General features: G+C 67.6%; 21 protein-coding genes. 14 read left to right on the top strand and 7 right to left on the bottom strand.

All coding sequences use genetic code 11. The features are described 5' to 3' along the window. Positions 1-2: 2 nt before the first annotated feature. The 7 genes from BZF59_RS04760 (at position 3) to BZF59_RS04790 (ending at position 6,647) form a co-directional block, all read left to right on the top strand. Positions 3-1,265 carry an MFS transporter gene (locus tag BZF59_RS04760; RefSeq protein ID WP_086607118.1) on the top strand — a complete coding sequence of 421 codons (1,263 nt, stop codon included), beginning with the start codon at positions 3-5 and terminating at the stop codon, positions 1,263-1,265. Between the two features lie 74 nt (positions 1,266-1,339). Beyond that, complete coding sequence (locus BZF59_RS04765; protein ID WP_086607119.1) at positions 1,340-2,431, top strand: YeiH family protein; 1,092 nt, start codon at positions 1,340-1,342, stop codon at positions 2,429-2,431. Further along, positions 2,428-3,918, top strand: coding sequence for a glycerol-3-phosphate dehydrogenase (locus tag BZF59_RS04770; protein WP_086607120.1), 1,491 nt, complete (start codon positions 2,428-2,430; stop codon positions 3,916-3,918). Before BZF59_RS04765 ends, BZF59_RS04770 begins: the two co-directional genes overlap by 4 nt. Next, positions 3,915-4,487 (top strand): NADPH-dependent FMN reductase, encoded by a 573-nt coding sequence (locus BZF59_RS04775; protein WP_086607121.1) that lies wholly within the window; start codon positions 3,915-3,917, stop codon positions 4,485-4,487. The genes BZF59_RS04770 and BZF59_RS04775 overlap by 4 nt, the downstream gene beginning before the upstream one ends. Next, positions 4,487-5,110 (top strand): 3,4-dihydroxy-2-butanone-4-phosphate synthase, encoded by a 624-nt coding sequence (locus tag BZF59_RS04780; protein ID WP_086607122.1) that lies wholly within the window; start codon positions 4,487-4,489, stop codon positions 5,108-5,110. The genes BZF59_RS04775 and BZF59_RS04780 overlap by 1 nt, the downstream gene beginning before the upstream one ends. Further along, complete coding sequence (locus tag BZF59_RS04785) at positions 5,107-6,321, top strand: molybdopterin-dependent oxidoreductase (protein ID WP_086607123.1); 1,215 nt, start codon at positions 5,107-5,109, stop codon at positions 6,319-6,321. The genes BZF59_RS04780 and BZF59_RS04785 overlap by 4 nt, the downstream gene beginning before the upstream one ends. Further along, positions 6,318-6,647, top strand: a complete 330-nt coding sequence (locus BZF59_RS04790) for a hypothetical protein (protein WP_086607124.1) — start codon at positions 6,318-6,320, stop codon at positions 6,645-6,647. Before BZF59_RS04785 ends, BZF59_RS04790 begins: the two co-directional genes overlap by 4 nt. 10 nt (positions 6,648-6,657) lie before the next feature. Here the strand turns inward: BZF59_RS04790 and BZF59_RS04795 are convergent, their stop codons facing one another. Together BZF59_RS04795 and BZF59_RS04800 are read right to left on the bottom strand one after the other, a co-directional pair. Then, the gene (locus BZF59_RS04795) at positions 6,658-9,000 is read right to left on the bottom strand and encodes a putative bifunctional diguanylate cyclase/phosphodiesterase (RefSeq protein ID WP_158094274.1); all 2,343 of its coding nucleotides are present in this window, start codon (positions 8,998-9,000) and stop codon (positions 6,658-6,660) included. Next, positions 8,997-9,656, bottom strand: a complete 660-nt coding sequence (locus BZF59_RS04800) for a cupredoxin domain-containing protein (protein ID WP_245806027.1) — start codon at positions 9,654-9,656, stop codon at positions 8,997-8,999. Before BZF59_RS04800 ends, BZF59_RS04795 begins: the two co-directional genes overlap by 4 nt. A gap of 119 nt (positions 9,657-9,775) precedes the next feature. Here BZF59_RS04800 and BZF59_RS04805 point away from each other — a divergent pair, with 119 nt between their 5' ends. Together BZF59_RS04805 and BZF59_RS04810 are read left to right on the top strand one after the other, a co-directional pair. Then, a complete protein-coding gene (locus tag BZF59_RS04805) occupies positions 9,776-10,813 on the top strand; it encodes a DUF3034 family protein (RefSeq protein WP_245806028.1) in 1,038 nt (345 codons plus the stop codon). Positions 10,814-10,835: 22 nt separating this feature from the next. After that, positions 10,836-11,375 carry a group I truncated hemoglobin gene (locus BZF59_RS04810; RefSeq protein WP_086607126.1) on the top strand — a complete coding sequence of 180 codons (540 nt, stop codon included), beginning with the start codon at positions 10,836-10,838 and terminating at the stop codon, positions 11,373-11,375. Positions 11,376-11,441: 66 nt separating this feature from the next. Here the strand turns inward: BZF59_RS04810 and BZF59_RS16190 are convergent, their stop codons facing one another. From BZF59_RS16190 to BZF59_RS04835, 5 genes are all read right to left on the bottom strand, one after another. After that, a complete protein-coding gene (locus BZF59_RS16190) occupies positions 11,442-14,582 on the bottom strand; it encodes an autotransporter outer membrane beta-barrel domain-containing protein (RefSeq protein ID WP_086607127.1) in 3,141 nt (1,046 codons plus the stop codon). A 77-nt stretch (positions 14,583-14,659) separates the two neighbouring features. After that, entirely contained in the window at positions 14,660-17,113 is a 2,454-nt protein-coding gene (locus tag BZF59_RS04820) for a TonB-dependent receptor (RefSeq protein WP_086607128.1), read from the bottom strand. 4 nt (positions 17,114-17,117) lie between these two features. Beyond that, on the bottom strand, positions 17,118-18,053 hold the full coding sequence (locus BZF59_RS04825; RefSeq protein ID WP_086607129.1) for a FecR family protein: 936 nt from the start codon (positions 18,051-18,053) through the stop codon (positions 17,118-17,120). Between the two features lie 39 nt (positions 18,054-18,092). Next, on the bottom strand, positions 18,093-18,626 hold the full coding sequence (locus BZF59_RS04830) for an RNA polymerase sigma factor (protein ID WP_245806029.1): 534 nt from the start codon (positions 18,624-18,626) through the stop codon (positions 18,093-18,095). Positions 18,627-18,745: 119 nt separating this feature from the next. Next, positions 18,746-20,149 carry an NAD(P)-binding protein gene (locus BZF59_RS04835; RefSeq protein ID WP_143738094.1) on the bottom strand — a complete coding sequence of 468 codons (1,404 nt, stop codon included), beginning with the start codon at positions 20,147-20,149 and terminating at the stop codon, positions 18,746-18,748. Between the two features lie 113 nt (positions 20,150-20,262). Here BZF59_RS04835 and BZF59_RS04840 point away from each other — a divergent pair, with 113 nt between their 5' ends. The 5 genes from BZF59_RS04840 (at position 20,263) to BZF59_RS04860 (ending at position 25,864) form a co-directional block, all read left to right on the top strand. Beyond that, positions 20,263-20,853, top strand: coding sequence for a TetR/AcrR family transcriptional regulator (locus BZF59_RS04840; protein ID WP_086607374.1), 591 nt, complete (start codon positions 20,263-20,265; stop codon positions 20,851-20,853). A gap of 272 nt (positions 20,854-21,125) precedes the next feature. Then, positions 21,126-22,760: a TldD/PmbA family protein gene (locus BZF59_RS04845; RefSeq protein WP_086607132.1), complete on the top strand. Its 1,635-nt coding sequence runs from the start codon at positions 21,126-21,128 to the stop codon at positions 22,758-22,760. Positions 22,761-22,783: 23 nt separating this feature from the next. Continuing rightward, on the top strand, positions 22,784-24,106 hold the full coding sequence (locus tag BZF59_RS04850) for a TldD/PmbA family protein (protein WP_086607133.1): 1,323 nt from the start codon (positions 22,784-22,786) through the stop codon (positions 24,104-24,106). A 28-nt stretch (positions 24,107-24,134) separates the two neighbouring features. Further along, positions 24,135-24,866 carry a DUF4159 domain-containing protein gene (locus BZF59_RS04855; RefSeq protein ID WP_245806030.1) on the top strand — a complete coding sequence of 244 codons (732 nt, stop codon included), beginning with the start codon at positions 24,135-24,137 and terminating at the stop codon, positions 24,864-24,866. Between the two features lie 14 nt (positions 24,867-24,880). After that, positions 24,881-25,864 carry an AAA family ATPase gene (locus BZF59_RS04860; RefSeq protein ID WP_211277351.1) on the top strand — a complete coding sequence of 328 codons (984 nt, stop codon included), beginning with the start codon at positions 24,881-24,883 and terminating at the stop codon, positions 25,862-25,864. Positions 25,865-25,867 lie beyond the last annotated feature (3 nt).

Genomic DNA, 25,867 nt, shown 5'->3' on the forward strand with positions numbered 1-25,867 from the left:
TGATGCACGCCAACCCCTCGCCCATTGCCGCGCGCCTGCGCTGGTCGCTGTTCACGGTGCTGTGCATCGCGGGGGTGTTCAACGCGATGGACCGCCCGATCATCGCGATCCTCAAGCCCGACATGATGGCCGATTTCGGCTGGAGCGACAGCGATTTCGGCGATCTGGCCGCAGTCACGCAGTTCTCCGCCGCCTTCGCTTTCCTGTTCACCGGCTGGCTGGTGGACCGGCTGGGGGTCAACCGCTCGATGCAGGTGGGCGCATCTGCCTGGAGCCTTGCTGCGATGGCGCACGGCTGGGCGCTGACGACATGGCAGGTGGTCGCTGCGCGCGTGGGTCTCGGCGTGACCGAGGCGGTGCAGACCCCGCTCACCATCAAGACCGTCGCAGCGCTGTTCCCGCCCGACAAGCGCAGCTTCGCCTTCGGCTTTGCGACATTGCTAGCGGGCGCGGGGACGATTGCGATGCCCTTCGTCATTCCGGCGTTGGCGCTCAGCGTCGGCTGGCGCGGGGCGCTGGTGGCGGGCGGGATCGGCGGCTTCATCTCGCTGCTCGCATGGATGTGGCTCGCGCGCGGCATCAGCCAGCTGCGCCAGCGCGGCGGGGAGGAAACGGCGGCGGAAACCGCGGGCGGCGAGGCCTATGGCCCGATCCTGATGAACCGCCAGACCTGGGCGATCGTCGGTGCCAAGGCGCTGTCGGACATGACCTGGTGGTTCATCAATTTCTGGCTCGCCGATTACTACCGCAAGGAATTCGGGCTCTCAACCCTGGAACTGGCGGTGCCGCTGGCGATTGCCTTTGCCGGATCGGGCCTCGGCGCACTGCTGGCTGGCTGGGCCTCGACCCGCTTGCTCGAAGCCGGGTGGAGCCCCAACCGGGTGCGCAAAGGCGTGATGCTGGTCTCGGCGCTGATCGTCGCTCCGCTGCCGCTGGTGCTGGAGCTGAACGCGTTCTGGCCGGTGGCGGTGATGATCGGCGTGGTGATGGCCGGGCATCAGGGCTTCTCGCTCTCGCTGTTTTCGACCATCACGGACGTCGTGCCGCAGGTTAAGGTCGGGCGGGTGACGGCCTTCGGTGCCTTCATGGGCAACATGGGCGGCGTGGCGATTTCGCTCGTCGCGGGGCGGGTGCTCGATGCGGGGCTCGGCTTCGTGCCGCTGTTCATCTTTGCCGCTTCGTCCTATCTGGTGGCACTGGCATGGTTCCAGTGGCTGCTGCCGGAGATCCGCCGTCCGGAAGAAGCGGACGCCGTCTTCGCCTGAGGCCGGGCGGTTGCCAAACCGGGCGACGCGGGCTAGGAATATGACACCGTGAGACAGATAACGGATCAGCCGGCATGAAGCGCGACGCGCGCCCCGATTTCGAGGCCTTTGCCGGCGATCTGTTCGGCGAGATGGTGCTTGCCGAAAGCGCGGCCGCCACTCCCCGCGCGCGCCGTCCGCTCTCGCGCTTCGTCCCCGGTCTTGCGATTGCCGCCATCGCGGGCGCGGCGGCGGCGTGGCTGGCGCAGAACTACGGGGTGCCGGTGATCCTCGCCGGGCTGCTGATCGGCCTCGCGCTCAATTTCGTCGCGGGCGATGTGCGCACCCATGACGGGCTCGACGCCGTCTCGCGCCATGGCCTCAGGGCCGGGATCGTGCTGCTGGGCTTTCAGGTGACGGCGATGCAGGTGATGGGCATGGGCGCGGTGCCGTTCCTCGGCCTCGCGCTGGTGATGGCCGCCGCGCTCGCCGCCGCGCTCGCCGCGGCGCGGGTGACGGGGCAGAGCCCTGCCATCGGCCTGCTCGCCGGGGGCGCAACCGCGATTTGCGGCGCATCAGCGGCGCTGGCGCTCTATGGCGTGATCGGGCGCGAGCGGGTCGATCAGGCGCAGTTCACGCTGACGCTGGTGATCCTTGCCGCCGCATCGGCCATCGCGCTGGTCACCTATCCGATGCTGGCGACCGCGCTCGATTTTTCCGACGCGCAGGCCGGGTTCCTGACTGGAGCCGCGATCCATGACGTCGCGCAGTCGATCGGCGCAGGCCTTGCCGTGTCCGACGCGGCAGGCGCGCAGGCGACGGTGGTGAAGCTCACCCGCGTCGCCCTGCTTGCCCCGCTGGTGACGCTCGCCGCCTTGTGGATCGCGCGCGTGCAGCCGCTGCCCGCCGGGGTGGGCAAGGCGCGCGTGCCGCTGCTGCCCGGGTTCATCCTCGCATTCCTGGCGCTGGTCGCGGTGAATTCGCTCGTCACCCTGCCCGCCCCGCTGGCGGCGCACGCGCTGACAGCCTCCAAGACCCTGCTGCTGCTCGCTGTCACCGCCACCGCGATGCGCACGCGCACCGACCTGCTGCTCGACCTCGGCTGGCGCGCGGTGATGCCGGTGCTGGCGGCGACCATCGCTTCACTTGTGGTCGCGCTCGCCTTCGCGATAGGGGTGATCCCATGAGCACGATGTTCGATCTGGCCGTGATCGGCGGCGGCGTGAACGGCGCAGGCGTCGCGCGCGACGCCGCCGGGCGAGGGGCGCGAGTGCTGCTGCTGGAACGCGGCGATCTGGCCGAGGGCACTTCGTCCAATTCGACCAAGCTGATCCACGGCGGCCTGCGCTATCTGGAGCATTACGAATTCAGCCTGGTGCGCGAGGCCTTGACCGAGCGCGAGGTGCTGTGGGGCATCGCGCCGCACATCATCTGGCCGCTGCGCTTCATCCTCCCCCACCGCCCCGGCCTGCGCCCGCGCTGGCTGCTGCGGCTGGGGCTGTTCCTCTACGATCACTTGGGCGGGCGGAAATATCTGCCCTCGGCCAAGAGCATCGATCTGGCGAACCACCCCGCGGGCGCACCGCTGAAGCCCGAATTCAACCGTGCCTTCGCCTATTCCGATGGCTGGGTGGACGATGCGCGGCTGGTGGTGCTCAACGCGCGCGACGCCGCCGATCGCGGCGCAGAAGTGCGCACCCGCTGTGAAGTCACCGCGCTCAGCCGTGAGGGCGATCACTGGCGGATCGCGGCGGGGGGCGAGACCTTTACTGCCCGCGCGGTCGTCAACGCAGCCGGGCCGCGCGTGCTCGATCTGCTGGGCCGGGCAGGCGAGCCGACCACCCAGCGGATGCGGCTGGTGCGCGGGTCGCACATCGTGGTGAACAAGCTGTTCGACCATAACTTTGCCTATTTCTTCCAGCTGCCCGACGGGCGGATCTTCTTCGCCATTCCCTACGAGAGCGACTTCACCCTAATCGGCACCACCGATGTCGATCACACCGGCAGCCTCGACGAGGTGCACGCCAGCCCTGAAGAAATCGCCTATCTGTGCGAAGGCGCCTCGGAATATTTCCGCACGCCCGTCACCCCGGCCGACGTGGTCTGGACCTATTCCGGGGTGCGCCCGCTGATCGATGATGGTTCGGGCAAGCCGGAAGCCGCGACCCGCGGCTACAGTTTTGAGCTTGATGGCGGGGCGGACGGCACCGCGCCGCTGCTCTCGGTGTTCGGCGGCAAGATCACCACCTATCGCGAACTGTCGACCGAGGCGGTGGAGAAGCTGGCGCCCTTCCTGCCGGTGCTGCAAGGCGCGGACTGGACAGGCAGCGCGCCCTTGCCCGGCGGTGATTTCGGGCGCTTCGATGCCCCTGCTCTCGCCCGCGAACTGATGGCGCAGTATCCCTTTCTGAGTGAGCACGACGCGGCGCGGCTGGTGCGCCTCTACGGCACGCGGGCACGGTCGATCCTCGGCACCGCCAGCACCGCCGCCGACCTTGGCGAGGATTTCGGCCACGGGCTTACCGCCGCCGAAGTCGACCACCTTGTCGCACACGAATGGGCCCGCACACCCGATGACATCCTGTGGCGGCGCACCAAGCTGGGGCTGCGCTTCACGCCTGAACAGACGGCCCGCCTAACGACCTATCTCGCTGAAAGGATCACCCCTGCATGACCCGCATCGTAGCCCTTGGCGGCACGGTCAATCCCGGCTCCTCCACCGAGCAGGCGCTGCGCCTTGCCGCCAGCGTCGCGGCTGCCGAAGGGGCCGAGGTGACGGTGTTCGGCGGCGAATACCTCACCGCCCTCCCCCACTATCTCGGCCCGGATCACAGCGCCGGATTGGGCTCGGAAATGGTTGCTGCGGTGCGCGCGGCGGACGGACTGCTGGTCGCCGCACCCGGCTATCACGGCACTATCTCAGGCGTGGTCAAGAACGCGCTCGATTACCTTGAGGATCTGGCGAAGGACGAGCGCCCCTACCTCGATGGCCGGGCCGTGGGTCTGATCGCCACGGCTTTCGGCGATCAGGCCTCGATGTCGACGCTGCTGACGATGCGCGCCATCACCCACGCCCTGCGCGGCTGGCCGACCCCGATGGGCGCAACGATCCGCACCTATCGCGGGCTGTTCTCGCCCGACGGCGAGTGCCTTGACGAGCGCGCGCGCGGACAGCTGGAACTGGTCGGCAAGCAGGTCGTGCTCGGCGCGAAGAGCTTTGCCGCCGGGCGGGATCTGGCGTGATGACCGCGGCGCTCGACCACGATCTCGACGGCGCGCTCGCGGCGATTGCCGCGGGGCGGATCGTCGTGCTCGCGGGTGACCGGCTGCGCGGCGGGGATATCGACTTCATGTGCCCGGCCAGCGCGGTGACGCCCGAGGTGATCAACTTCATGGCCACCCACGGGCGCGGCCTGATCTGCCTCGCGGTGACGCCCGAGCGCGCCGCGCGGCTGGGGCTGACGCTGATCAATCCCGGCCCGCACCGCCAGACCGGGCGCCCCTTCGCCCGCTCGATCGAGGCGGCGCATGGGGTCTCGACCGGCATTTCCGCCGCCGACCGCGCGCATACCGTGCAGGTCGCCATCACCGAAGGAGCGTGCGCGGCGGACATACACTCGCCCGGCCACGTCTTTCCGCTGATCGGTCAGCCCGGCGGCGTGCTCGCGCGGCCCGCTGCCTGCGAAGCTTCGATCGACCTCGCGCGGATGGCGGGCGTGGGCGATGCGGCGGTGATCTGCTCGATCATGCGCGACGATGGCGAAATGGCGCGGATCGACGATATCGGCGATCTGATCGCCGCGCACCGGCTCGCAGTAGCGGATATCAGCGCGCTGATCGAGCGGCTTGAAAGGGCAGACGCATGAGCGAGGGCAAGCTCACCCGCCGCACGCTGATCGCCGGGGCAGGCGTTACCGCGCTGGCCGCACCGGTGCTGGCGCAGCAGGCCGGACGGCTGATCGACCTTGGCCTCCCCGGCGGGCCGAGCCTGCGCCCGCTGGAACCCGTCTTCCCCGGCAAGGGCGAAATGATTGTCCACCGCGTCCGCCCGCCGGTGCTGGAAACGCCGATGAGCGCCTTTCGCGAGGGCGTGATCACGCCCAATGACCGGATGTTTGTGCGCTGGAACTGGCCTTTCCCGACCGAAATCAAGGCGAACGAGCACCGCGTGGCGGTCGGCGGCGCGGTGAAGCGGGCAGCGTCGCTGACGCTGGACGAGGTGGCCGCTGCGGGCGAGCATGTCTCGGTCGTCGCGGTCAACCAATGCGCGGGCAACGGGCGCGGGCTATCGCAGCCGCGCGTCACCGGTGGGCAGTGGGGCAATGGCGCGATGGGCTGCGCGAAGTGGACCGGCGTGCGGGTGCGCGATGTGCTCGCCAAGGCCGGCGGCACCGCCCCCTGGGCCAAGCGCGTGCGCTTCGCCGGGCTCGACGTGCCGCTCACCGACGGCGCGCCGCAATTCATCAAATCGCTTCCGATGGACATGGCGATGCGCGACGACGTGCTGGTCGCTTGGGCGATGAACGACGAACCGCTCCCGATCCTCCACGGCTTCCCCTTGCGGATCGTGGTGCCGGGGTGGTTTTCGACCTATTGGGTCAAGATGCTCGCCACGATCGAAGTGATCGATGACGAGGAAGACCCGAGCCACTATATGGCGGACACCTATCGCTTTCCGGCAGCGCCGGTGCAGCCGGGCGACAAGGGCTTCCCCACCGTCCCCATCACCACCATGCCGCCGCGCAGCTTCATCACCAGTCATGCCGACGGAGACACCGTCGCGCTCGGCAAGCCGCTGGTGCTGGAGGGGATCGCCTTCGGCGGCGATGCCGCACTCGACCGGGTCGATCTGGTCGGAATGGGCTGGGAGATTCCCTGCACCCTCGCCCCGGATGACCTTGGCCCCTACGCTTTCCGCCGGTGGTGGGTGGAGCTGCCGCAGGTCGCGGGTGATTTCGAACAGGTCGGCGTGCGCGCCCGCAACGTGAACGGCGCGGTGCAGCCCGAAACCTTCGTCTGGAACCCTTCGGGCTATGCCCGCAACGTGATCGAACGCATCACCCTGAGGGCACAATGAGAGCGCTTGCCATCCTCCCCGCACTCGCGCTGCTGGCCGCCTGCGACAGCGCGCCGGGCGTCTCCTTCGCCGACGCCAGCATCACCCTGCCCGACGATCCCGTCGACCTTCCCGAAGGCCCGGGGCGCGAGGAAGTGCTGGCCAATTGCACTGCCTGCCATTCGCCCTCGACCATGTTGCAACAGCCCAAGGTGCCCCGCGAAAAGTGGGAGGGCATCGCAAAGAAGATGATCGAGACCTACAAGGCCCCGGTCGACGAGACGACGATCCCGAGAATCGTGGATTACATGGTGTTCGTGCAGGAACAGGGCGAAGCGGCGCAATAGGCAGCTGCTCTCAGGCGCGCAGCTCGCGCTGATAGCCTGCCCCGTCGCGCAGCAGCCCCGCGACCGCGTCGGCGGCGACAGGTCTGGAGAAGAGATAGCCCTGAATGTTCTGGCATCCCTCGCGTTCGAGCACTTCGAACTGGGCGATGTCCTCCACCCCTTCAGCCAGCGTTTCCATCCCCAACGCGCCTGCAAGCATGGTGATCGCACGGATCATGGCATGGCCATTGGTGCTGGTGCCGAGGTCCTCCACGAAACTCCTGTCGATCTTGACCTTGTCGAAGGGGAAAGAGCGCAGGTAGCTGAGCGATGAATAGCCCGTGCCGAAATCGTCGAGCGCGATCTTGACCCCAAGATTGCGCAAGCTGTGCAGCGTCGACAGCGTGGTGTCGACATCGGCGATGAAGATGCTTTCGGTGATCTCCAGCTCGAGCCGGTGCGGCGGCAGGCCGCTGGCCGACAGCGCCGACAGCACCGTGCTGGCGATCCCGCTGGCGGCGAACTGCTTGGGCGAGACATTGACCGCCACGCTGACATCATCGGGCCACATGCTCGCCTGATGACAGGCCTCGCGCAGCACCCATTCGCCGATCGGGATGATGAGGCCGGTTTCCTCGGCCAGCGGGATGAATTCGACTGGATTGACCCGCCCGCGTTTGGGATGGTTCCAGCGGATCAGCGCCTCGAACCCGGTCAGGCGCTTTTCCGCCAGCGAATAGAGCGGCTGGAAGTGGAGCTCGAAGCCGCCGTCCTTGATCGCGGCGCGCAGGTCCAGCTCCAGCTGGCGGCGCTGGCGGGCGGCTTCATCCAGCGCGGGTTCGAAGAAGTGATACCCCGCCTTGCCTTCGTGCTTGGCCCGGTAGAGCGCGAGGTCGGCGTTCTTCATCAGCGTGATGCCGTCCTCGCCATCGACCGGGGCCATCGCGATGCCGATACTCGCCCCGCAGGTCGCGGCCTGACCATTGACCGAAAGCGGACGATCGAAGCTGCGCTGGAGTCCGTCGGCGATGTTGCCGAGGCTCGCCTTGTCGTCGATTCCATCGATCAGGATAGCGAATTCGTCGCCCCCCAGACGTGCGATCAGGGCATCGGGGTGGTCTTCCCTGAGGTGATCGGCGACCATCCGCAGCAGTGCGTCACCGGCGGGGTGGCCAAGCGTATCGTTGACCATCTTGAAGTCATCAAGATCGACATAGACGACCATCACCCGCTCCCCCGCACGGCGCCGCGCGAGGGTGTTGGCGAGCTGTTCGGTAAACAGCTTGCGGTTGGGAAGACCGGTCAGCCCGTCATGCAGGCCGACATGGATGATCTGCCGCTCGCGCTCCTCGATCGCGGCGACCATCTTGTTAAAGCTTTCCGCCAGCCGCCCGATCTCATCATCGGTTTCGACCGCAAGCGTGACTTCGCGCCCCTCGCCGATCAGCCGGGTGGCGGTATCGAGCTGCTGCAGCGGCTCGGTCACGGTGCGCGCGACCTTCCAGCTGAGGCCCAGCACCAGCGCGATCCCGCCCGCGGCGAGCGCGATCAGCCAGCCCTTGAGACTGCTGTAAGCGGCGAGCGATTCGTCCAGTGCGTGGCGCAGCACCAGCCGCGGGGCGATCCCGTCTTGCAGCACCGCCAGATCGGAAACGTGATAGAGCGAGCGTTCGCCTGCGGCTTCGCGTTCGAACACGGCATCGGCGGCGGCGTCTTTCAGCCACGGGGCCTGCGCACCCGCTTCGACCACCTGCGCATCGAGCGCGATCGGGGCGAGTTCCACCAGCCGGTCAAGCTCGGCGCGGTCGAGGGGTTGGGCGATCACCAGCCAGCCGATCAGATCGGGCGCCTCGATCGGCGCGGCGGCGGCGAGGGCCAGCCCCTTGTCCGACGCGATGATCCCGCGGGTGCCGCCTTCATCGAGCCGGGTCCACAGCGTTTCAGGCGCGGGGACACCGCTGGCATCGGCGGCGAGCACCTCGCCCTCCAGCGTCAGCACGAAGGCCATGTCGCTGCGCACCCGGCTTTCGAGGCTTTCGAGCGCGCTGGCGATAGTCGGCGCATCACCGGTGGCGACCGCCTCGCGGAAGCCGAAATCACGCGCCAGCACTCCGGCCTGATCGCCCATCTGCCGCGCCCGGCCGGCGAGGATTTCGTCGAACACGCGGGCATTGGCACCAAGGTCGCGCGCCGCACCTGCCTCGGCAAAGCGTTCCAGACCGCCGGCGGCAAGGCTCACCACCAGTCCCAGCACCGCCGCAAACAGCCCGGCGTAAAGCAGCGCGATGCGCGCGCGCAGCGATCCGAAGCGCAGCCCCGACACGCGCGCCCATGCCGCGCGCGCGGGCAATCGCACCAGCGCCGCCGGGCTCACTTCACCGCGACCTTGAGCTTGTGCGCCTGCGCGCCGCCGGTGATGGTGATCGCGGATTTGCTCTCGTTGGCCATCCCGCGCAATTGCGGGTGCCATACCGTCAGGCTCGCCCCGCCGCCCGCCATGCCGGTGAGGGTGACATAGCCATTGCCATCGGTCTTGCCCGTAAAGGGCGTGTCTGTGACGCGGATGTAGCCGCGCATCTGATCGTGGATATTGCACCCCAGCTTGACGCTGCCGGTCACGGCAAAGGTGTGGCTGCGGGTCTGATCGCGCCCATAGAGATCGATCTCGAAGCGGGCGGGCTTGGAGAAGGAATAGATCGAATGGCGCACCGTATCGAGATTGGGAAAGGCCACGGTGCTGCCGCGGGCGACGATCAGCGTGCCGGGGGTGAATTGCAGGCTCTTCTGCGCCATGCCCATCTTCCAGGGGAAGCGAATCGCGCCCGCCGGGGGCTTGGCACTGCGCAGTTCCACCACCGCATCGCGCACCGGCAAGCCGGCCTCGTCGACCACCTGCACGCGCAAGCTGGCAGGGCCGGCTGCTTCGGCCAGTGGCGCGCCTGCGAGCACGATCCCGGCGGCGGCGAGGCCAGCAAGGGCAAGTGCCGCGCGGGGGCGGGAGACGGTGTGGGGGAGGCAAATCGGGCGCATGGCTGAGGGTGGCCTTACGGCACACCCCTTAAGAAACCTTCGCCGCATGGTTTAGGGCAATTTTACCCTTTCAGGCTAGCCGGGCAGGCGAGATGACGATGTGCCTTGCCAGCCTGATAGTGCTTGCGACTGCCGCGAGCGCTGTCCCCACCCTGCCCGCCGATCCCGACGCGCCCGCAGCGACGGCCCCCGGCGTGCTTCCACCGCAGATCGCCTATATCGAGGTGCTGGACGCCGAGATTCCGGCGATGACTCCGGCCCCGCCACCGCTCGCCGCCCCGGCCACGGCGCGCGCGCTGCAACCGCTGGGTGAGAGCACGGCGCTGGCGGATGAGGGCTTGCGGCTGGGCAAGGTTGATCTGTTCAAGGGCGGCAAGCTGCTGCTCACCAATGGCGTGACCACTGTCGAAGGTTCATCGGGCGGGGGCCTTGCGCGCTGGGCGACGATCGGCGGGCGGCAAATGCCCGGCGGGATCGGGGTTTCGGCCCATGCCACTGCTGTCGAACTGCCCGACTATGGCTGGCGCTCCTACGGCGTGGCGATCGGGCTCGGCGACCGGGTGGAGCTCTCCTACGCCCGCGCCAATTTCGACACCCGCGATGTCGGCGCGCTGCTGGGCATCGGGCAGGGCTATACCTTCAATCTCGACACCTTCGGCGCAAAGCTGCGGGTGGCGGGCGATCTTGTTTACGGCGAAAGCTGGCTGCCGCAGATCGCGGTTGGCATCGAGCACAAGCGCAGCGCCGACGGCGCGCTGGTGCGCGCGCTGGGGGCGGCGGACGACGAGGGCACGGACTACACGCTCAGCGCCACCAAGCTGCTGCTCGCGCAAAGCCTGCTGGTGAATGCGACGCTGCGCTACACCGAGGCGAACGAGCTCGGCCTGCTCGGCTTCGGATCGGCAGCGGGGGCGGGCTACAGGCTGCAATTCGAAGGCTCATTGGGCTACCAGCTGTCGCGCCGCGCGCTGGTGGGGGCGGAATATCGCTCCAAGCCCGACAATCTCGGCCTCGGCGATGATGACTGGATTGACATCTTCGCCGCCTATGCCCTGACCAACAATCTGACCCTGACGGCGGCCTATGTCGACCTGGGTTCGATCGCCACTTTCTCCGATCAGCGCGGCGGGTTCCTGTCCGCGCAGGTCGCGTTCTGACACTGCCTCCGGAGTTTTTGCCATGCTGCTGCTGACCGCCACCACTGCCGCCGCATTGCTGATCGCCCAGCAGGCCCCAGCCGAGGGGACCGACTGGGACGCCGAATTCGGGGTCGAGGTAAAAGAGCGCGATCCGGTAACGGGCGAGCTGCCGGTTGATCCTTACGAACAGTCCAACGCCAACGCCGGGGCCGCGCCCTATGACAGCGCCGCGCTGGTCGCCGACTTCGGCGGGCGCGAGGGGATCCGCCGGATTGCCGAGCGCACAGTCGAATTATCCGAAGCCGATCCGCGCATCGCCGATATCTTCGCCGCGCATGACATGGTGCGTCTCAAGCGCACGCTTGGCGAACAGTTCTGCTACCTGCTCGGCGCGGGCTGCGATTACACCGGGCGCGACATGGCGGCCTCGCACGCCGAAATGGGCGTGACCAAGGCCGACATGAACGCGCTGGTCGAGAACCTTCAGACCGCGATGCGCGAGGCGGGCGTGCCCTTTGCCGCGCAAAACCGACTGCTCGCCAAGCTCGCCCCGATGTCGGGCAAGGTGGTTACGCGATAGCGATCAGAAAAGCGGGTGCCGACGGGGCCTGCGGGGGGGCATTGGGCGGTCGGCACCCGGCGCGCATCACCAGCCGAAGCGGATCGATGCGCGCAAGCTGTAGCCGATCTCGCCGAACTGTTCTTCCAGTCCGAGCTCGCCTGCGATCTTGTAGCTGCCATCCCCGCCCAGCGCGCGGGCGCGCGCGAACCAGCCGCTGTCGCGTCCTTCGGGGTTGAGCGTGAAGAGGTTACCCTCGCCATAGCGCGCGCGGGTCGCGCCGAGATCGCTGGTCAGCAATTCGCGCCAGCCGCCTTCGGCCTCGAGCCGGAACCAGCCGGTATCGCGCGCCTGCATCCCCCACAGGTCCGCACCCACGGTAACCGCGCCGTTGATGCCGACTTCCTTGCTGGCGCGGTCCTCGACCGTCAGGTTCAGCGCATCGCCGCCGCCGGTCTCGGTGTAGCCGTCTTCCTTGAGGCGCAGATAGTCGATCACCAGCGAGGGGCGGAAGAAGAAGAACTGCGACCCGCCCTCGATCGACACGCCGCCGGTGGCGGTGACGAAATCGCCGCTCCAGTCGCGCTGGATGGTGTAGTTGACGGCATCAGTGCCCGTCCCCCCGGCAAACACGCGGCTGCCCGAGAAATCCGCCTTGCCCGCGCCGACGCGCGCAAAGCCGATCACCGGGCCGAATTTGCCGCGCCAGTGGACGCCGGCTTCATAGCTGTCGCCGAGCACCGAATTGTCGAACGGGCCGTTTGTGTGCTTGCTCCACAGCCAGCTGCCGGTCACGCCGACCGCGCCGAAGCCGGTGAGGTATTCCGCCCCGCCCCGGAACCCCAGCCCGGTAAGGTCGAAGGCCGCCGAATCCCCGCGCGCCTTGTCGAGATTCCAGTTGGCGAAATCGGCGATGATGCGGAACTTGCCTTCCTCGTCGAAGGGCGTGTTCGGGTCCATGAAGTGCCGGTCGAAGGCGCGCAGGCCCTGGCTCAGCCCTTCGAAGGTGCCCCCGGCGTGATCGGGCAGGGTCTGCGCGACATAGGCCTGAAACACTTCGGCATTGTTGATCCCGAGGAACAGCCCGGCGACCTTGTCGTCCTCGTCCAGCGCGGCGAACAGGCTGTCGAAGGCCGCACTTTCCGAAGCGTTGAGGCCGAGGTCGGCGGTCGCCTTGCGGGTGATCGCGACATTGATGTTGTTGCCGCTGACCGCCAGAGCGGCCTTGTAGAGGAACGGCACCAGCGCGCTGTCGGCGGTGAGGTTGCTTCCCCCCGTCAGGCTCCCGGCCGAGATCACCGTGTAGGTGCCGCCCGCCGTATCGAGATCGGCAAGGCGGATGCGGATCTTCGATCCCGTGGCGAAATTCGCGGTGCCGGTGACGGTGATTGCGGTGTCGGTGCCCGCCGCGCCGCCCAGCGTCGCGCCGATGACGCCGTTCGCGCCGATATCGAGGCTGGCGATCGTGGCCGGGCCGGTCAGCGCGAGCGTGCCGCCCGCGAGATTGACCGCGACATTCTGCGCATTGGCCAGCCGCCCGCCGAAGCCTGCCGTGTCTGCAATCCGCAGCGTTCCCGCGCCGCCGCCGAAATCGGCGGTGCCGCTGAAGATCGCATCGCCGCTCATCAGGAGCTGGTTGGTGCCCCCGCCGAAGCTGACCGTGCCGCTTGCCCCGCCGTCGAGCAGCTCGAGCAGGTCATTGCCGCTGCCGAAGCGGATGTCGCCGATGATCGAAGGCGCGGGATTGCCGCTGCTGACTGCGGTCTGGCGGACAATGCTGCCCGCGGTGCGCGCCGACAGGTCGATGGCGACATTGCGGTTCGAGGCCGTGTCGGCCCCGCTCGCCGAGATGGTGCCGCTGTTCTCGATCAGCCCGAGCGTGCCCGAACGGTCGAGAATGGCGACAGCCGATCCGGCCTTGGTGGTGGCCGCCGTGATCGACCGCGAATTGCGCAGGATGCCGAGGCTCGCATTCTGGTCGACCAGCAGCGCGGTCGCCTGGCCGGTGGTGGTGTCGGTGCCCGCGACGCTGGCGGCGATGGTGCCCGCGTTGTTGATCACGGGCACGGTGGTGCCAGCGCCGAGTTCGAGCGCGGTAGCATTGGCCGCGCGCGCCGCGCCGCCGATCTGGCCGTTGATCTGGATCCCGTTGACGATGGCGACGTCTCCGCCGCGCCCACCGATCCGCATCCCCGTGCCGGTGACGCCGCTATAGACCCCGTCGCCCAGGATCGTTCCTGCCATGACGATGCCGAAATTGTTTGAGGTGCCCTCGGTCGCGCCGATGGCGATGTCGTTTGCGCCGCCGATCTGCACCGCCGGAGCCGCGCCATAGGCGATGATGCGGGTGTTGCCTTCCTTGGCGTCCTCGATCCCGTCCTTGTCCTCGTCATTGTCGTTGGGCAACGCGTTGGCGGGTGCGATCTCGAAGATGATCCCCTTGGCGACATTGCCCTCGATCACCAGCGCGCTGCCGCCTTGCAGCAGATCGTCGGCATCGAGCCGCGAGACATCCGCCGGAGCAGGTACGGTCCGATAGCCGCTTACCGTGATCGCGCTCTGGACTTTCAGGGCACCGCCGAGATTTCCGCCCAGCACTGCCCCTTGCGCATTCAGCCCACGCGCGGTGATCTCGCCCGCCAGTCGGACGTTGCCCGAGATGTCGCTCATCGCCACGCCAACCGAATTGTTGCCGGTCACGGTGGTCTTGCCTTCATGCGTGAAGGTGCCGGTGATCGGCCCGGTCGCGCGGATGCCGGCGGAATTGTTGCCCTCGACCAGAATCGTGCCGGTGTGGCTGAGATTGCCGGTCAGCGCGCCGTCTATGCGGATCGCGGTGCGGCCCGTACCGATCGCGAAGAGCCCGTCGAGATCGCCGTCATTGTCGGTGTCGGTCGCGGTGTAGGTCTCGTCGATGGTGATCGTGCCGGAATTGGTGATGTTGGCGGTGCGCGGCCCGGTCACCAGAATGCCGGTGGCGTTGTCGGCATTGCTGATCGCGATATTGCCCGCGTTGGTCACCGAATTGTTGCTGTCGACCGTCACCGCCGTGCCGCTCGTCACTGTCACCGATCCGGTCGTCTCGATCCGCACATCGGCGGGCTGGCCGTTGTTGACGGTCGAGGTCACCACCGGGGTTGTGCGCGCGGTGGTGATGACGGTCTGCGCGGCCAGCGGCCCTGACAGAGCGGCAAGCGCGGTGCCAGCCAGAAGCGTGCGGGTGTTCATGTTCGGGGTTCCTCCTGATCCTTTGTCTCAGGAGACGGAGACCTTGCGCGCGCGCCTTGGCCCGATGTGCAAAAAAGTCAGAACCGCGTGTCGAACCCGATGCGGATGGTGCGCGGCTGAAGCGGGGTGATCTGCGCCCGTCCGGTCGAGAAGGGCGTGCCCAGCGCAAAGCGATTGCCCTGACTTTCGAACAAGTTGGAAAGCGTCAGCGTCAGCCCGGCATTGTCGCGTCCGAAGCGCACGATCAGCCCGCTGTCGAGGTAATCGCCCTGCAATTCGCCCAGCTCCGGCCCGACCCCGAGGCGGGATTTGCCGACATAGCTGATCCAGCCATCGGCCAGCAGCGCGGTGCCATTGCCGAACTCGCGCCGCCATTGCAGCCCGGCCCGGCCCGAAACCTGTGCGATATTGGGGATGCGCCCCAAGCGCGGCGCAGCAAGAACGCGCGCTGCGCTTTCGGCCCCGCGGGGCGGCACGATATCGAATCCGGCCAGCGAAAACGGAGTCAGCGCGAAGAATTGCGGCACGTCGACCCGGCTGTCATTGATCGTCGCACCCGCATCGAGCCGCAGCCCCGGCGCCAGGCGCACGCTGCCCGACACGCTCGCCGCGAGGATCGTGCCGTTGCCGATATTGGCGGTCGAAGGCAGGCCGCCCTCGTCGATGAAATCGGCCTGAATGTCGCGCCAGCGGGTGTAGGAGAGGCTCGCCGAGACATCAAAGTCGCCCCGCCCCGGCACGCCCCAGCCGCCTCCCAGCTCCACCGTGCGGGCGTGGTCGGATGTGAACTGGCGCACGAAATCGCCCGACACCGCCAGCCCGCCGGGGCGGAAGCCCTCCTGATAGCGCAGCCAAGCGCGGCCATCATCGCCGACATCGACCAGCGCCGAGGCTGAGGGAAGCCACGCGGTCTGCCGCCGGGTCGCCGTCACCGCCCGACCTGCGATCGCGACCGGCAGCGGCACGTTCTCGCCCTCCCCGCCCAGCTCGACACTGGTGACACGCAGGCCCGCCGCCAGCGTCAGCACGGGCAGCAGGCGGTAGCTCGCCTCGCCATAGCCGGTGATCTCGAACACGGTGTTCTCGACCCCGGTGCTGGCCGTTTCGGGCTCTCCCGCAGGCCCGATCCCGCGGGTCAGTGTGTTGCGGTTGTCGATGATGCTGCTGCCCAGCACCCAGCCGAGCGCACGCCCCGGCAGGGCGGGCTGCCAGATGCGGGTCTCGTTGGCGATCATGCGCGTTTCATTGCGCTGGCGGAACACCCGTGGGATGCCGCCGGGCGCGGTCGCGTCGTAGCGTTCGGTCAGATCCTGCGCGCCGATCCCGGTCGAGGACTTGATCCTGACCCCGCCGATCGCGCCGTTCACCACCAGTTGCGCCTGGCCGTATTGCGCGCGGCTGCCTTCGGTGACGCGGGCCGAGCTTTCGAGCCTGCGTCCCTCGCGGTCGGCATATTGGCTGTCCTGGCCCTCGGTATCCTGCCCCAGCAGGATCACATCGGCGCTCCAGTCCGGCGCAAGATCGAGCCTCAGCGCTGCCCGCCCGGCGAGGATCTCGGTGCGGTTGACGTTGCGCTGGCCCAGCGCGGGCTTGTCGATATAGCCGCCCAGCGTCGCCGCATCGAAATTGAGCCTCAACGTCGCGGTCTCGCCGACCAGCGGCAGGTTGATCGTGGCATTGGCATCGCCGCCCGGCTCGCCCCCGGCGATCAACGCCGCCCCGCCCGAGACCACCAGACTGGTCTCACCCGGCTCCGGCGCACGCGGCACCAGCCGGATGATCCCGCCAAGCGATCCTGCGCCATAGAGCGTGCCCTGCGGCCCTTCGAGGATCTCGACCCGCTCCATGTCCGACAGGCGCAGATCGGGATCGGGCGCGTTGTAGGACAGGCGCAGGTCGCCGAAATATTGCCCCACCGTGGCCTGCGTCGGCCCGGTGAAGCTCGAATCCGCGATGCCGCGAATGAACAGCTTGTTGCGCCCGCTGCCCAGATAGGTGGAGCTGACCGCGGCGCTGCGCTGCATGATCTTCTCGGTCCCCCCCACCCCGCCGCGGGCGAGCATTTCGCCGCCCAGCAATGTCACCTGCGCTGGCACCTCGGTGAAGGTGAGGTCGCGCTTGCTGGCGGTGACGATGATCGGCGGGCCCTCGGCCTCGGGAAGGGGTTGCGGCGCGGCGGCGGATGCGCGCGGTGTTTCGGCGGCGGGGCGCTGTCGCCCGGCCTTTGCGGTGCGCGGCGGAGCGGCCACCAGCCGCCATGCATCGGGGCCGACCTTCACCGCCTGCATCCCGCTCGCGCGCGCCAGTTTCCTGACAGCGCTCGCGGCATCCATCCGGCCCTTGATCGCGGCGATCTTGCGGCGTCCCAGCGCCGGATCGGCGATGACGATGCTGGCATCGGTCGCCCGCGCGATCGCGATGGCGGCCTCGGCCACGGTGCCGGGCGGAATCGCAAGCTCGACCGGACGCGCCGCCAGCCCAGCGGGCGCGGCGAGGACGGCTATCGCGGCAAAAGGGACGAGCTGACGCATCGGATTAACGGGCCGCGATCACCCAGCCATCGCCGCCATTCTGCGGCTGCACCCGCACCCCCAGCAGCGGCTCCAGCGCGCGCGGATCGGCGCGCATACTTTCAAGCGCGATGCTGCCCGACAGCCGGGTTGCCCCGTCATCGCTGGTGAAGTCTATGCCGGTCGCGCGGGAAAGTTCGGCGGCGATCTCGGCGAGGCTGGCATCGGCAAAGCTGATCCGCCCGCGTCGCCATTCGCCCACTGCCGCGACGTCGACCGGGGCGACGTTAAACCGCCCTCCGGCACTGCCCACGGCCCGCTCGCCCGCATCGATCCTGACGGCCTGCGCTTCAGGGTCGATGATCACCGCGCCCTCGGCCACCGCCACGTCTAGCCCCTCGCCCGCAAGGCGCACGTCGAAGACCGTTCCGGCATCGACCAGCCGCGCCCCGCCCGCTTCAAGGACGAAGGGGTCCGCCGCATCATGTCGGATCGTGAACAGCGCCTGCCCGGCTTCGAGCCGTGCGGCGCGTGCGTCTGCGACCGCCAGACGGCTCCCGCCGCCAAGTTCGACTGTGCTGCCATCATCCAATGCGATCATCCGCGTCTCGCCCGGCGCGGTGGTGTAGAGCGTCTCGCCCTGCGGCCAGACACCGAGCAGGAAAGTGGTCGCCAGCACCAGCACCGCCGCGACCGCTCCGCCCAGCCACACGCGGTGCCCGGCCAGCCAGCCGGGGTTGTCATTGGCGGCGCTCGGCGCTGGCTCGGCCTCGGCTTCGGGTTCAGGAACCAGCGCTGCCGCCTCATCCAGCGCGGCCTGCACCGCATCATAGGCGTCGGCGTGCGCAGGGTCGGCCTCAAGCCAGTCCGTAAAGCCGTCCCAATCGGCAAAGTCGGGCTCGCCCGTCCTGATCGCCCAGGCAAGCGCTGCATCGCGGATCGCGGTCTGGTCAGGTGTCATTTCGAACAGTCTCCTGACTGCAAGACGGAGTCGCACGCCTCAAACCTCATCGAACGCCTTCCGAGCCTCAAGGATACGCGCATAGGCGCGCCGCAGATCGCTCTCGACCGTGCTCAGGCTGACGCCGAATTCGGCGGCGATGTCGCGCTGGGCGATGCCATCGACACGGTGGCGGCGGAAGATCGCGGCGGCGCGCGGGCCGAGATCGGTCAGCGCGGCCTCTATCGCGGCGACCTGCTGGCGCGCGGCGATTGCGCGCTCGGGGCCGGGCGCCGGGGCGATATTGTCGGCTAGGCCCGGCTGCGTATCGGCCCAGGCCTTGTCGCGCAGGCGGGACTGGCGCTCGGCACGATAACGATCGATCATCAGCCGGTCGGCGGCCCGCATCATGTAGCCGATGCCCGCCGCCGCCTCGGGATCGGCCGCGCCCGACAGCCGCAGCCACAGCTCATGCAGCAGGTCCTCCGCCGCCTCCCCAGCCCCACGCGCACGCAGAAAGCGCAGCAGCCGGTCGCGCTCGGCGAGAAAGGCCTCCGCAAGCGGGGCGTTGGGGGCGGCGGGCGGTTCGAACACGGGACTCGCGGGGTCAGCATTTGACGGCCCGCTGGCTGAACGCGGGCCGAATGCCGCCCTCATAGGCACAAATCAAAGGCCCGAACAGGCCCGAGCAAAAGCCTCGGCGCGCCGCGCGATCAGCCCTGCTGCGCGAGCCGCATGAGGTTGCCGACCGCCTGCGGCCCCGTCGCGCGCAGCTCCTGCAAGACCGCCACCCGCGCCGCATCGCTGCGGTCGACCCCTGCGGCGATCTTGCCGAACCCGTCGAGCCGGCTGCGGCGAATCCATGCGCCCAGGCGCTCATCGCCGAACCACGCGCCCTGATTCATGATGTTGACGATGTTGGTGGTGAGGTAGCTCTTGAGATCGTGCGGGAAGGGCACGGTGCGGCACAGAGCGTTTCTCGCGGCATCGTCATCGGGGTAATGCGCCTCGACAAAGGCGATCAGCGCCGCCGAGAAGCATGGCTGCGGCACGCGCACCAGCTGGGGGACGATGCGGTCGCCTTGGAAGATCGGCACGGCAGCGCGCGGCTCGACCGCCGAGGCGGTGCAGTCGATATAGAGCGCACCCGCCACTGCCGGTTCGCTGCCCTCCTCCAGCATGATCGCGTCAGGCGTGATCGCAGTCACCCGGCCCTTGCGCACCACATTGGTCACGCGCCGCAGCTCGGCGACTTCACCGTGCGAGATCGTGGCATAGTGGAACATGGTCGGAGTCACGTCCGGGTCGATCCGCAGCACCACGCCCGCCGTTTCGAGCCGGGCGAAGATATCCTCAGGCGACGTCCCCTCGGCAAAGGCCCGCATCTGTGCGAGCTGGCGGCCGAACACCGCGTCGAAGAACTCCTCACCCGGCTGGGTGCCGGAACGGTCGATCAGCCAGCTGTCGCGCGGCTTGATCCACTGAATTGCTTCGGAAGGCGTGCCCATCGCGAGCAACCAGCCGATCGCATCCATCGCGGTTTTGCCCGCGCCGAGCACCACGAAGCGCGTGGGCCGCTCGCTTTCCAGCCACAGCCGGGGGAGCGCACCGGGGGGCACCATCCTGACGCCCTCCTCCACCGCGAAGCGCGGAGTGTGGTTGGCGGGAATGACCGGGCTGTTGTGGGTGGTGTCGACCGTCTTGCGGCGCACCGTGATCGCCGTCTCCTCGCCCGACATCAGCGACACCGCCCGGCCATCGCCGCGCCACTCGGTCATCGGCAGATAGGTCACCCGGCCCGAAGCCAGCAGGCTCTGGCGCATCACGCGGTCATAGTAGCCGCTCACCTCCGCGCCAGACGCGAGTTCGTAGAGCCCCGCGTTGACGCCGTGCGTGTCCTTGCGATTGGCGCCCAGCGGCAGCGAGTTCACCCCGTAAAAGGCCGAGGGCTGGTGCAAAGCAACGAAGCCATAGGCATCGTTCCAGTGCCCGCCGGGCCGCGACTGCCGGTCGATGATCGTGATATGGGCATCGCTCTCGGCGAGGAGCGTGTCGGCAAAGGCCATTCCCACTGCGCCAGCGCCGATGACGAGATAGTCGGTTTCAAGGGACGTCACGAACGGCTCCGATCCTGGGTTGGATGATTCGATTTACAATGTAAATTTACACTGTAAGCTTGATCCGTCAAGTGATCGCTGCAAACCTGCCCTGGACTTCGAAAGGCCCCCACGTGTCCCGCCCGCTGACCGACGACGAACTCCACGCCTTCAAGGCGCGCCTGTGCGACGTGGCCGAGGGCCTGTTTGCCGAGCGCGGGGCGGAAAATGTCTCGCTCCGCCAGATCGCCGCCGCGCTGGGGGTCAGCCCGATGACACCCTATCGCTATTTCGCCAGCCGCGACGCAATCCTTGCCGCAGTGCGCATCCGCGGGTTCGCGCGCTTTGCCGAAAGGCTCGAGGCCGCCCATGCCGACACCCCGGGCGACGGCGCGGCCAAGGCGCTGGCGATGGGGCGCGCCTACATCGCCTTCGCGCTGAGCAACGCCAACACCTACCGCCTGATGTTCGAGCATCACCAACAGGAGGACACCGATGACGGCCCGCTGGGCCGCGCCGTGGCCCGCGCCCGCGCGACTCTGTCGGTGATCGGCGACCGCTTGATCGCGCGCGGCCTGCCCGAAGCCGAGGCCCGCGCGACCGAGGCGCTGATCTGGTCAACGCTGCACGGCGCGGTCGCGCTCGAACTGGCGGGCACCATGCCGCCGGGGTCGGCTGAGGACACTCTTGCCCTTCTCGCGCGCAGGCTGGCTCCTTCGCGCTGACCGCTGTCCGCCTTGCCCTGCCGGGTGGTGGCCTGTTCGTCGATAACATCATGCGTTTCGTCGTGTGCTGCCCCCACAGCCCGCCGTCCGGTGGTTAGGACAGGGCAACGCGGGGCTTTGTCACAGGTCGCATGGAAATTGCCTCGGGCCGGGTCAAAGCCTTTGACCTGCCTCGGCTCCATCGGCCATCATTCCCCCGCCGCAATGCAATGGCAGCCATCGCCTTGGGGAGTGCCCGGGGGACGAGGCTGGCCCGGTCGGGGAGAATTCACGTGGACAGACGGGACTTTTTGGCGCTCAGCACCTTCTTCACGGGCGCTGCGCTTTCACCCTCGATCTTCGGCAAGGCGATTGCGGCTGAGCAATTGCAGGACCGGATCGACATCGCCGTGAAGAAAAGCCTCGCCGATGCGGCGCTGGCTGCGGCGACGAGCGCGGGGGCAAGCTACTGCGACGTGCGCGTAGGCCGCTATCTGCGCCAGTTCGTCATCACCCGCGAACGCAATGTCGAGAACATCGTCAACACCGAAAGCACCGGCACCGGCGTGCGCGTGATCGCAGACGGGGCATGGGGCTTTGCCGCGACCGACGTGATGACCGAGGACGCGGTCGCCGCCGCCGCCCGGCAGGCGACCGCGATCGCCAAGGCCAATGCCCGCATCCAGACCAGCGCCGTCCAGCTTGCCCCCACTCCGGGCGTGGGTGAGGTCAACTGGCGCACTCCGATCAAGAAAAACGCGATGGAAGTGCCAATCGCCGACAAGGTCGCGCTGCTGATGGATGTGAACGATTCGGCGCTGAACGCCGGGGCGAGCTTCGTCAATTCGCTGCTGTTCCTCGTCAACGAGCAGAAATATTTCGCCTCGACCGACGGTTCCTACATCGATCAGGACGTGCACCGCATCTGGGCGCCGATCACCGTCACCGCGGTCGATACCACCACCGGCAAGTTCCGCTCACGCGAGGGGCTTTCGGCGCCGATGGGGCTGGGCTGGGAATACATGGACGGGCGGGCCGAGGACAAGTTCGTGCTGTCGAACGGCCTCACCACCTACGGCATGTCCTACGACATGAAGGAAGACGCGATCGCCGCCGCGAACGAGGCGCAGGCCAAGCTCAAGGCGCCTTCGGTCAAGCCGGGCAAGTATGACCTCGTGCTCGATCCCAATCACCTCGGCCTGACGATCCACGAAAGCGTCGGCCACCCGCTCGAGCTTGACCGCGTGCTGGGTTACGAGGCGAATTACGCCGGCACCAGCTTCGCGACGATGGACAAGCGCGACGAGGGCTTCAAATACGGCAGCGACATCGTCAACCTGTTTGCCGACAAGACCCAGGTCGGCAGCCTCGGCGCGGTCGGTTACGACGACGAAGGCGTGAAGACCAAGCGCTGGGATCTCATCAAGGACGGCGTGCTGGTCGATTACCAGACGATCCGCGATCAGGCGCATATCGTCGGCAAGAACGAGTCCGACGGGTGCTGCTATGCCGACAGCTGGTCATCGGTGCAGTTCCAGCGCATGGCCAACGTCAGCCTCGCCCCCGGCAAGACCAAGATGAGCCCCGAAGACATGATCGCAGGGGTCGAAAACGGCATCTACATCGCCGGGCGCGGCAGCTTCTCGATCGACCAGCAGCGCTACAACGCGCAGTTCGGCGGGACGGTGTTCTACGAGATCAAGAACGGCAAGCTTGGCCCCATGATCGAGGACGTCGCCTACCAGATGCGAACCCCCGAATTCTGGGGCTCCTGCTCTGCCATCTGCGACGAGACTGACTATCGCATGTTCGGCTCCTTCTTCGACGGCAAAGGCCAGCCAAGCCAGATTTCGGCGGTGAGCCACGGCTCTTCGACCACCCGTTTCGACGGGATCAACGTCATCAACACCGCCCGGTCGCTGGGCTGAGCTGCGCGCGAGGAGAGACAGACATGAGCATTCTGACAGAAGCGCAGGCCAAGGCCATTCTCGACAAGGTGATCGCCTTTTCGACCGCTGACGAAATCAGCGCGCAGATCGGTGGCGGGATCAGCGGCAATGTCCGCTTTGCCCGCAACGATATCTCCACCTCGGGGATCGTCGACAGCACATCGCTGGGCGTGCAGGTCGCCTTCGGCAAGCGGGTGGGCACGGCCTCGATCAACCAGTTCGACGATGCCTCGCTTGAACGCGTGGTGCGCCGGGCGGAGGATCTGGCGCGGCTGGCTCCGGAAAACCCGGAATTCATGCCCGCGGTCGCCAAGCAGACCTACACCCCGACCGACACCTACAGCGCCGCCACCGCCGCGCTGACCGCCGAGGCGCGGGCCAAGATCGCCGAAGCCTCGATCCTGCCCTGCCGTGAGCGCGGGCTGATTGCGGCGGGCTTCCTCGAAGACGGCGCGAGCTTCTTCGCCCATGCCAATTCCAACGGCAATTTCGGCTATCAGCAGTCGACCGTCGCCGACTACACCTGCACCGTGCGCACCGAAGACGGCCGCGGATCGGGCTGGGTGGCGAGCAACGTGCAGGACGTGAGCGAGCTTAATGCCGGCGACGACGTGCAGATCGCGATGCGCAAGGCCGCTGCCTCGGTCGAAGCGCAGGCGCTGGAACCGGGCAAGTACACCGTCATCCTCGAACCGGCGGCGGCTTCGGGCCTCATCAGCTTCATGATGAATTTCTTCAGCGCACGCTCGGCGGATGAGGGCCGCAGCTTCCTGTCGAAGCAGGGCGGCGGCAACAAGCTCGGCGAACAGATCATGGACCCGCGGGTGATGATCTACACCGATCCCGCCCACCCCGGCGTGCCCGCCATGCCGTGGGACGACGACGGCTTGCCGCGCGAAAAGACGATGATCATCGACGCGGGCAAGGTCGCCAACCTGCAATACTCGCGCTACTGGGCGAACAAGCAGGGCAAGCCCGAGACTGCCGGTTGGGGCAACACGATCATGGAAGGCGGCACCAAGTCGACCTCCGAACTGATCGCGGGCACCGATCGCGGCATTCTGGTGACGCGCACCTGGTACATCCGCATGGTCGATCCGCAGGCCGTGCTGCTCACCGGCCTCACACGCGACGGCACCTTCTACATCGAGAACGGGCAGCTGAAATATCCGATCAAGAACTTCCGCTTCAACGAAAGCCCGGTGATCATGCTCAACAATATCGAGGAACTGGGCCGTTCGGTCCGGGTCGAGGATGGCAGCATGATGGTTCCGGCGATGAAGCTGCGGGACTTCACCTTCACCTCGCTGTCGGACGCTGTCTGACGGTGCATCATGAACGGGCGCGGGTCACATGAGCCACAGCGGCATGACCCGCGCCGGTTTCCTGAAGCTGCTTGGCGGCGCGATCGCGGGTGCGGCGCTTCCCGGTCCGCTGGCCGCCCTGCGCGCGGGCGGGCCCGGCATGGGCGGCTACGACTTCTGGTTCACGCGGCTCAAGTACAATTCGGGCGACTGGGACGTCGACCAGCGGATGCCCGCCAACCTCATCACGTCACTGATCGATTACACCTCCCTGCGGGTCGATCCCAAGGAGCACGTCGTCGACCTCGCCGACCCCCGGATGCTCGCCGCGCCCTTCTGCTATCTCGCCGGGCACAAGGCGGTTGAATTCTCCGACGCGGAACGCCGCAATTTCGAACGCTATGTGAGGAACGGCGGCTTTGTCTTCGTGGATGATTGCAACCACGACATCGACGGGCTGTTCGCCAAGTCCTTCGAAAGCCAGATGGGCCGCATCTTCGGCGGCGATGCGCTGAAGAAACTGCCGAACACCCACCCGCTCTATTCGAGCTTCTTCACATTCGACGGCCCGCCTGCGACGTCATTTGAACTCAACGGATGGGGCGATGACCTCATTCACGATTACCTCAAGGGCATTACCATCAATGGCCGGCTGGGCCTGCTCTACAGCAACAAGGATTACGGCTGCGAGTGGGACTACGACTGGCGCAACAAGCGTTTTCTGGCCGAGGACAACACCCGCTTCGGGGTCAACATCATCATGTATGCGCTGAGCAATTGAAGGGTTCGCAAGGAGTGACGCAGATCGAACAGCAGACGGGCAAGCTTGGCGAATTGAAGCACGCGATCGCGACCGCGATCGTCGGGCAGAAGGACGTGGTCGAACAATTGCTGATCGGCCTCCTGGCGGGCGGGCATTGCCTGCTCGAAGGTGTGCCCGGCCTCGGCAAGACGCTGCTGGTGCGCACACTGGGCGAAGCGCTGAAGCTCGATTTCCGGCGGGTGCAATTCACCCCCGACCTGATGCCGAGCGACATTCTCGGCACCGAGCTGCTGGAAGAGGATCACGGCACCGGCCATCGCTCGTTCCGGTTCCAGAAGGGGCCGGTCTTCACCAACCTTTTGCTCGCCGATGAACTCAACCGCACGCCGCCCAAGACGCAGGCCGCGCTGCTCGAGGCGATGCAGGAAAAGACCGTCAGCTATGGCGGGCAGACCTACCAGCTGCCCCGCCCCTTCTTCGTGCTGGCAACGCAGAACCCGCTGGAGCAGGCGGGCACCTACCCCCTGCCCGAAGCGCAGCTCGACCGGTTCCTGCTGCTGGTGCGCGTCGGCTATCCTACCGCCGCGGAGGAGCGCGATATCCTTGCGCTCACCACCGGCAAGGCCGGGGATGCCGTGCCCTGCGTGATGGCAGCCGAGGACGTGCTGGCGCTGCAAGCGATGGTGCGCGAGGTCTATCTGTCCGACGACCTGCTCGAATGGATCACCACGCTGGTGCGCGCCACGCGCCCCGGCGATGCGCACGCCCCTGCCGATGTCGCGACCTATGTGCGCTGGGGCGCAGGGCCGCGTGCGGGGCAAGCGCTGGTGCTGTGCGCCAAGGCGCGCGCACTGCTCCACGGCCGGCTCGCCGCCACGCGCGAGGATATCGCCGCCCTCGCCGCGCCGGTGCTGCGCCACCGACTGCTGCTCAGCTTCGCCGCCGAGGCCGAGGGCAAGAGCACCGACGACGTGGTCGCCGCCCTGCTCGCGCACCTGCCCCCGCCCGCGGCCTGATTG

The organism is Erythrobacter donghaensis (assembly GCF_002155425.1).
In the GTDB taxonomy this organism is placed as follows: Bacteria; Pseudomonadota; Alphaproteobacteria; order Sphingomonadales; family Sphingomonadaceae; genus Erythrobacter; species Erythrobacter donghaensis.

Excerpts from the sequence above, each read along its gene's own strand:
- BZF59_RS04760 (WP_086607118.1), top strand. The coding sequence starts at position 3 with ATGCACGCCAACCCCTCGCCCATTGCCGCGCGCCTGCGCTGGTCGCTG.
- BZF59_RS04765 (WP_086607119.1), top strand. The coding sequence starts at position 1,340 with ATGAAGCGCGACGCGCGCCCCGATTTCGAGGCCTTTGCCGGCGATCTG.
- BZF59_RS04770 (WP_086607120.1), top strand. The coding sequence starts at position 2,428 with ATGAGCACGATGTTCGATCTGGCCGTGATCGGCGGCGGCGTGAACGGC.
- BZF59_RS04775 (WP_086607121.1), top strand. The coding sequence starts at position 3,915 with ATGACCCGCATCGTAGCCCTTGGCGGCACGGTCAATCCCGGCTCCTCC.
- BZF59_RS04780 (WP_086607122.1), top strand. The coding sequence starts at position 4,487 with ATGACCGCGGCGCTCGACCACGATCTCGACGGCGCGCTCGCGGCGATT.
- BZF59_RS04785 (WP_086607123.1), top strand. The coding sequence starts at position 5,107 with ATGAGCGAGGGCAAGCTCACCCGCCGCACGCTGATCGCCGGGGCAGGC.
- BZF59_RS04790 (WP_086607124.1), top strand. The coding sequence starts at position 6,318 with ATGAGAGCGCTTGCCATCCTCCCCGCACTCGCGCTGCTGGCCGCCTGC.
- BZF59_RS04800 (WP_245806027.1), bottom strand. The coding sequence starts at position 9,656 with ATGCGCCCGATTTGCCTCCCCCACACCGTCTCCCGCCCCCGCGCGGCA.
- BZF59_RS04810 (WP_086607126.1), top strand. The coding sequence starts at position 10,836 with ATGCTGCTGCTGACCGCCACCACTGCCGCCGCATTGCTGATCGCCCAG.
- BZF59_RS16190 (WP_086607127.1), bottom strand. The coding sequence starts at position 14,582 with ATGAACACCCGCACGCTTCTGGCTGGCACCGCGCTTGCCGCTCTGTCA.
- BZF59_RS04820 (WP_086607128.1), bottom strand. The coding sequence starts at position 17,113 with ATGCGTCAGCTCGTCCCTTTTGCCGCGATAGCCGTCCTCGCCGCGCCC.
- BZF59_RS04825 (WP_086607129.1), bottom strand. The coding sequence starts at position 18,053 with ATGACACCTGACCAGACCGCGATCCGCGATGCAGCGCTTGCCTGGGCG.
- BZF59_RS04850 (WP_086607133.1), top strand. The coding sequence starts at position 22,784 with ATGAGCATTCTGACAGAAGCGCAGGCCAAGGCCATTCTCGACAAGGTG.
- BZF59_RS04855 (WP_245806030.1), top strand. The coding sequence starts at position 24,135 with ATGAGCCACAGCGGCATGACCCGCGCCGGTTTCCTGAAGCTGCTTGGC.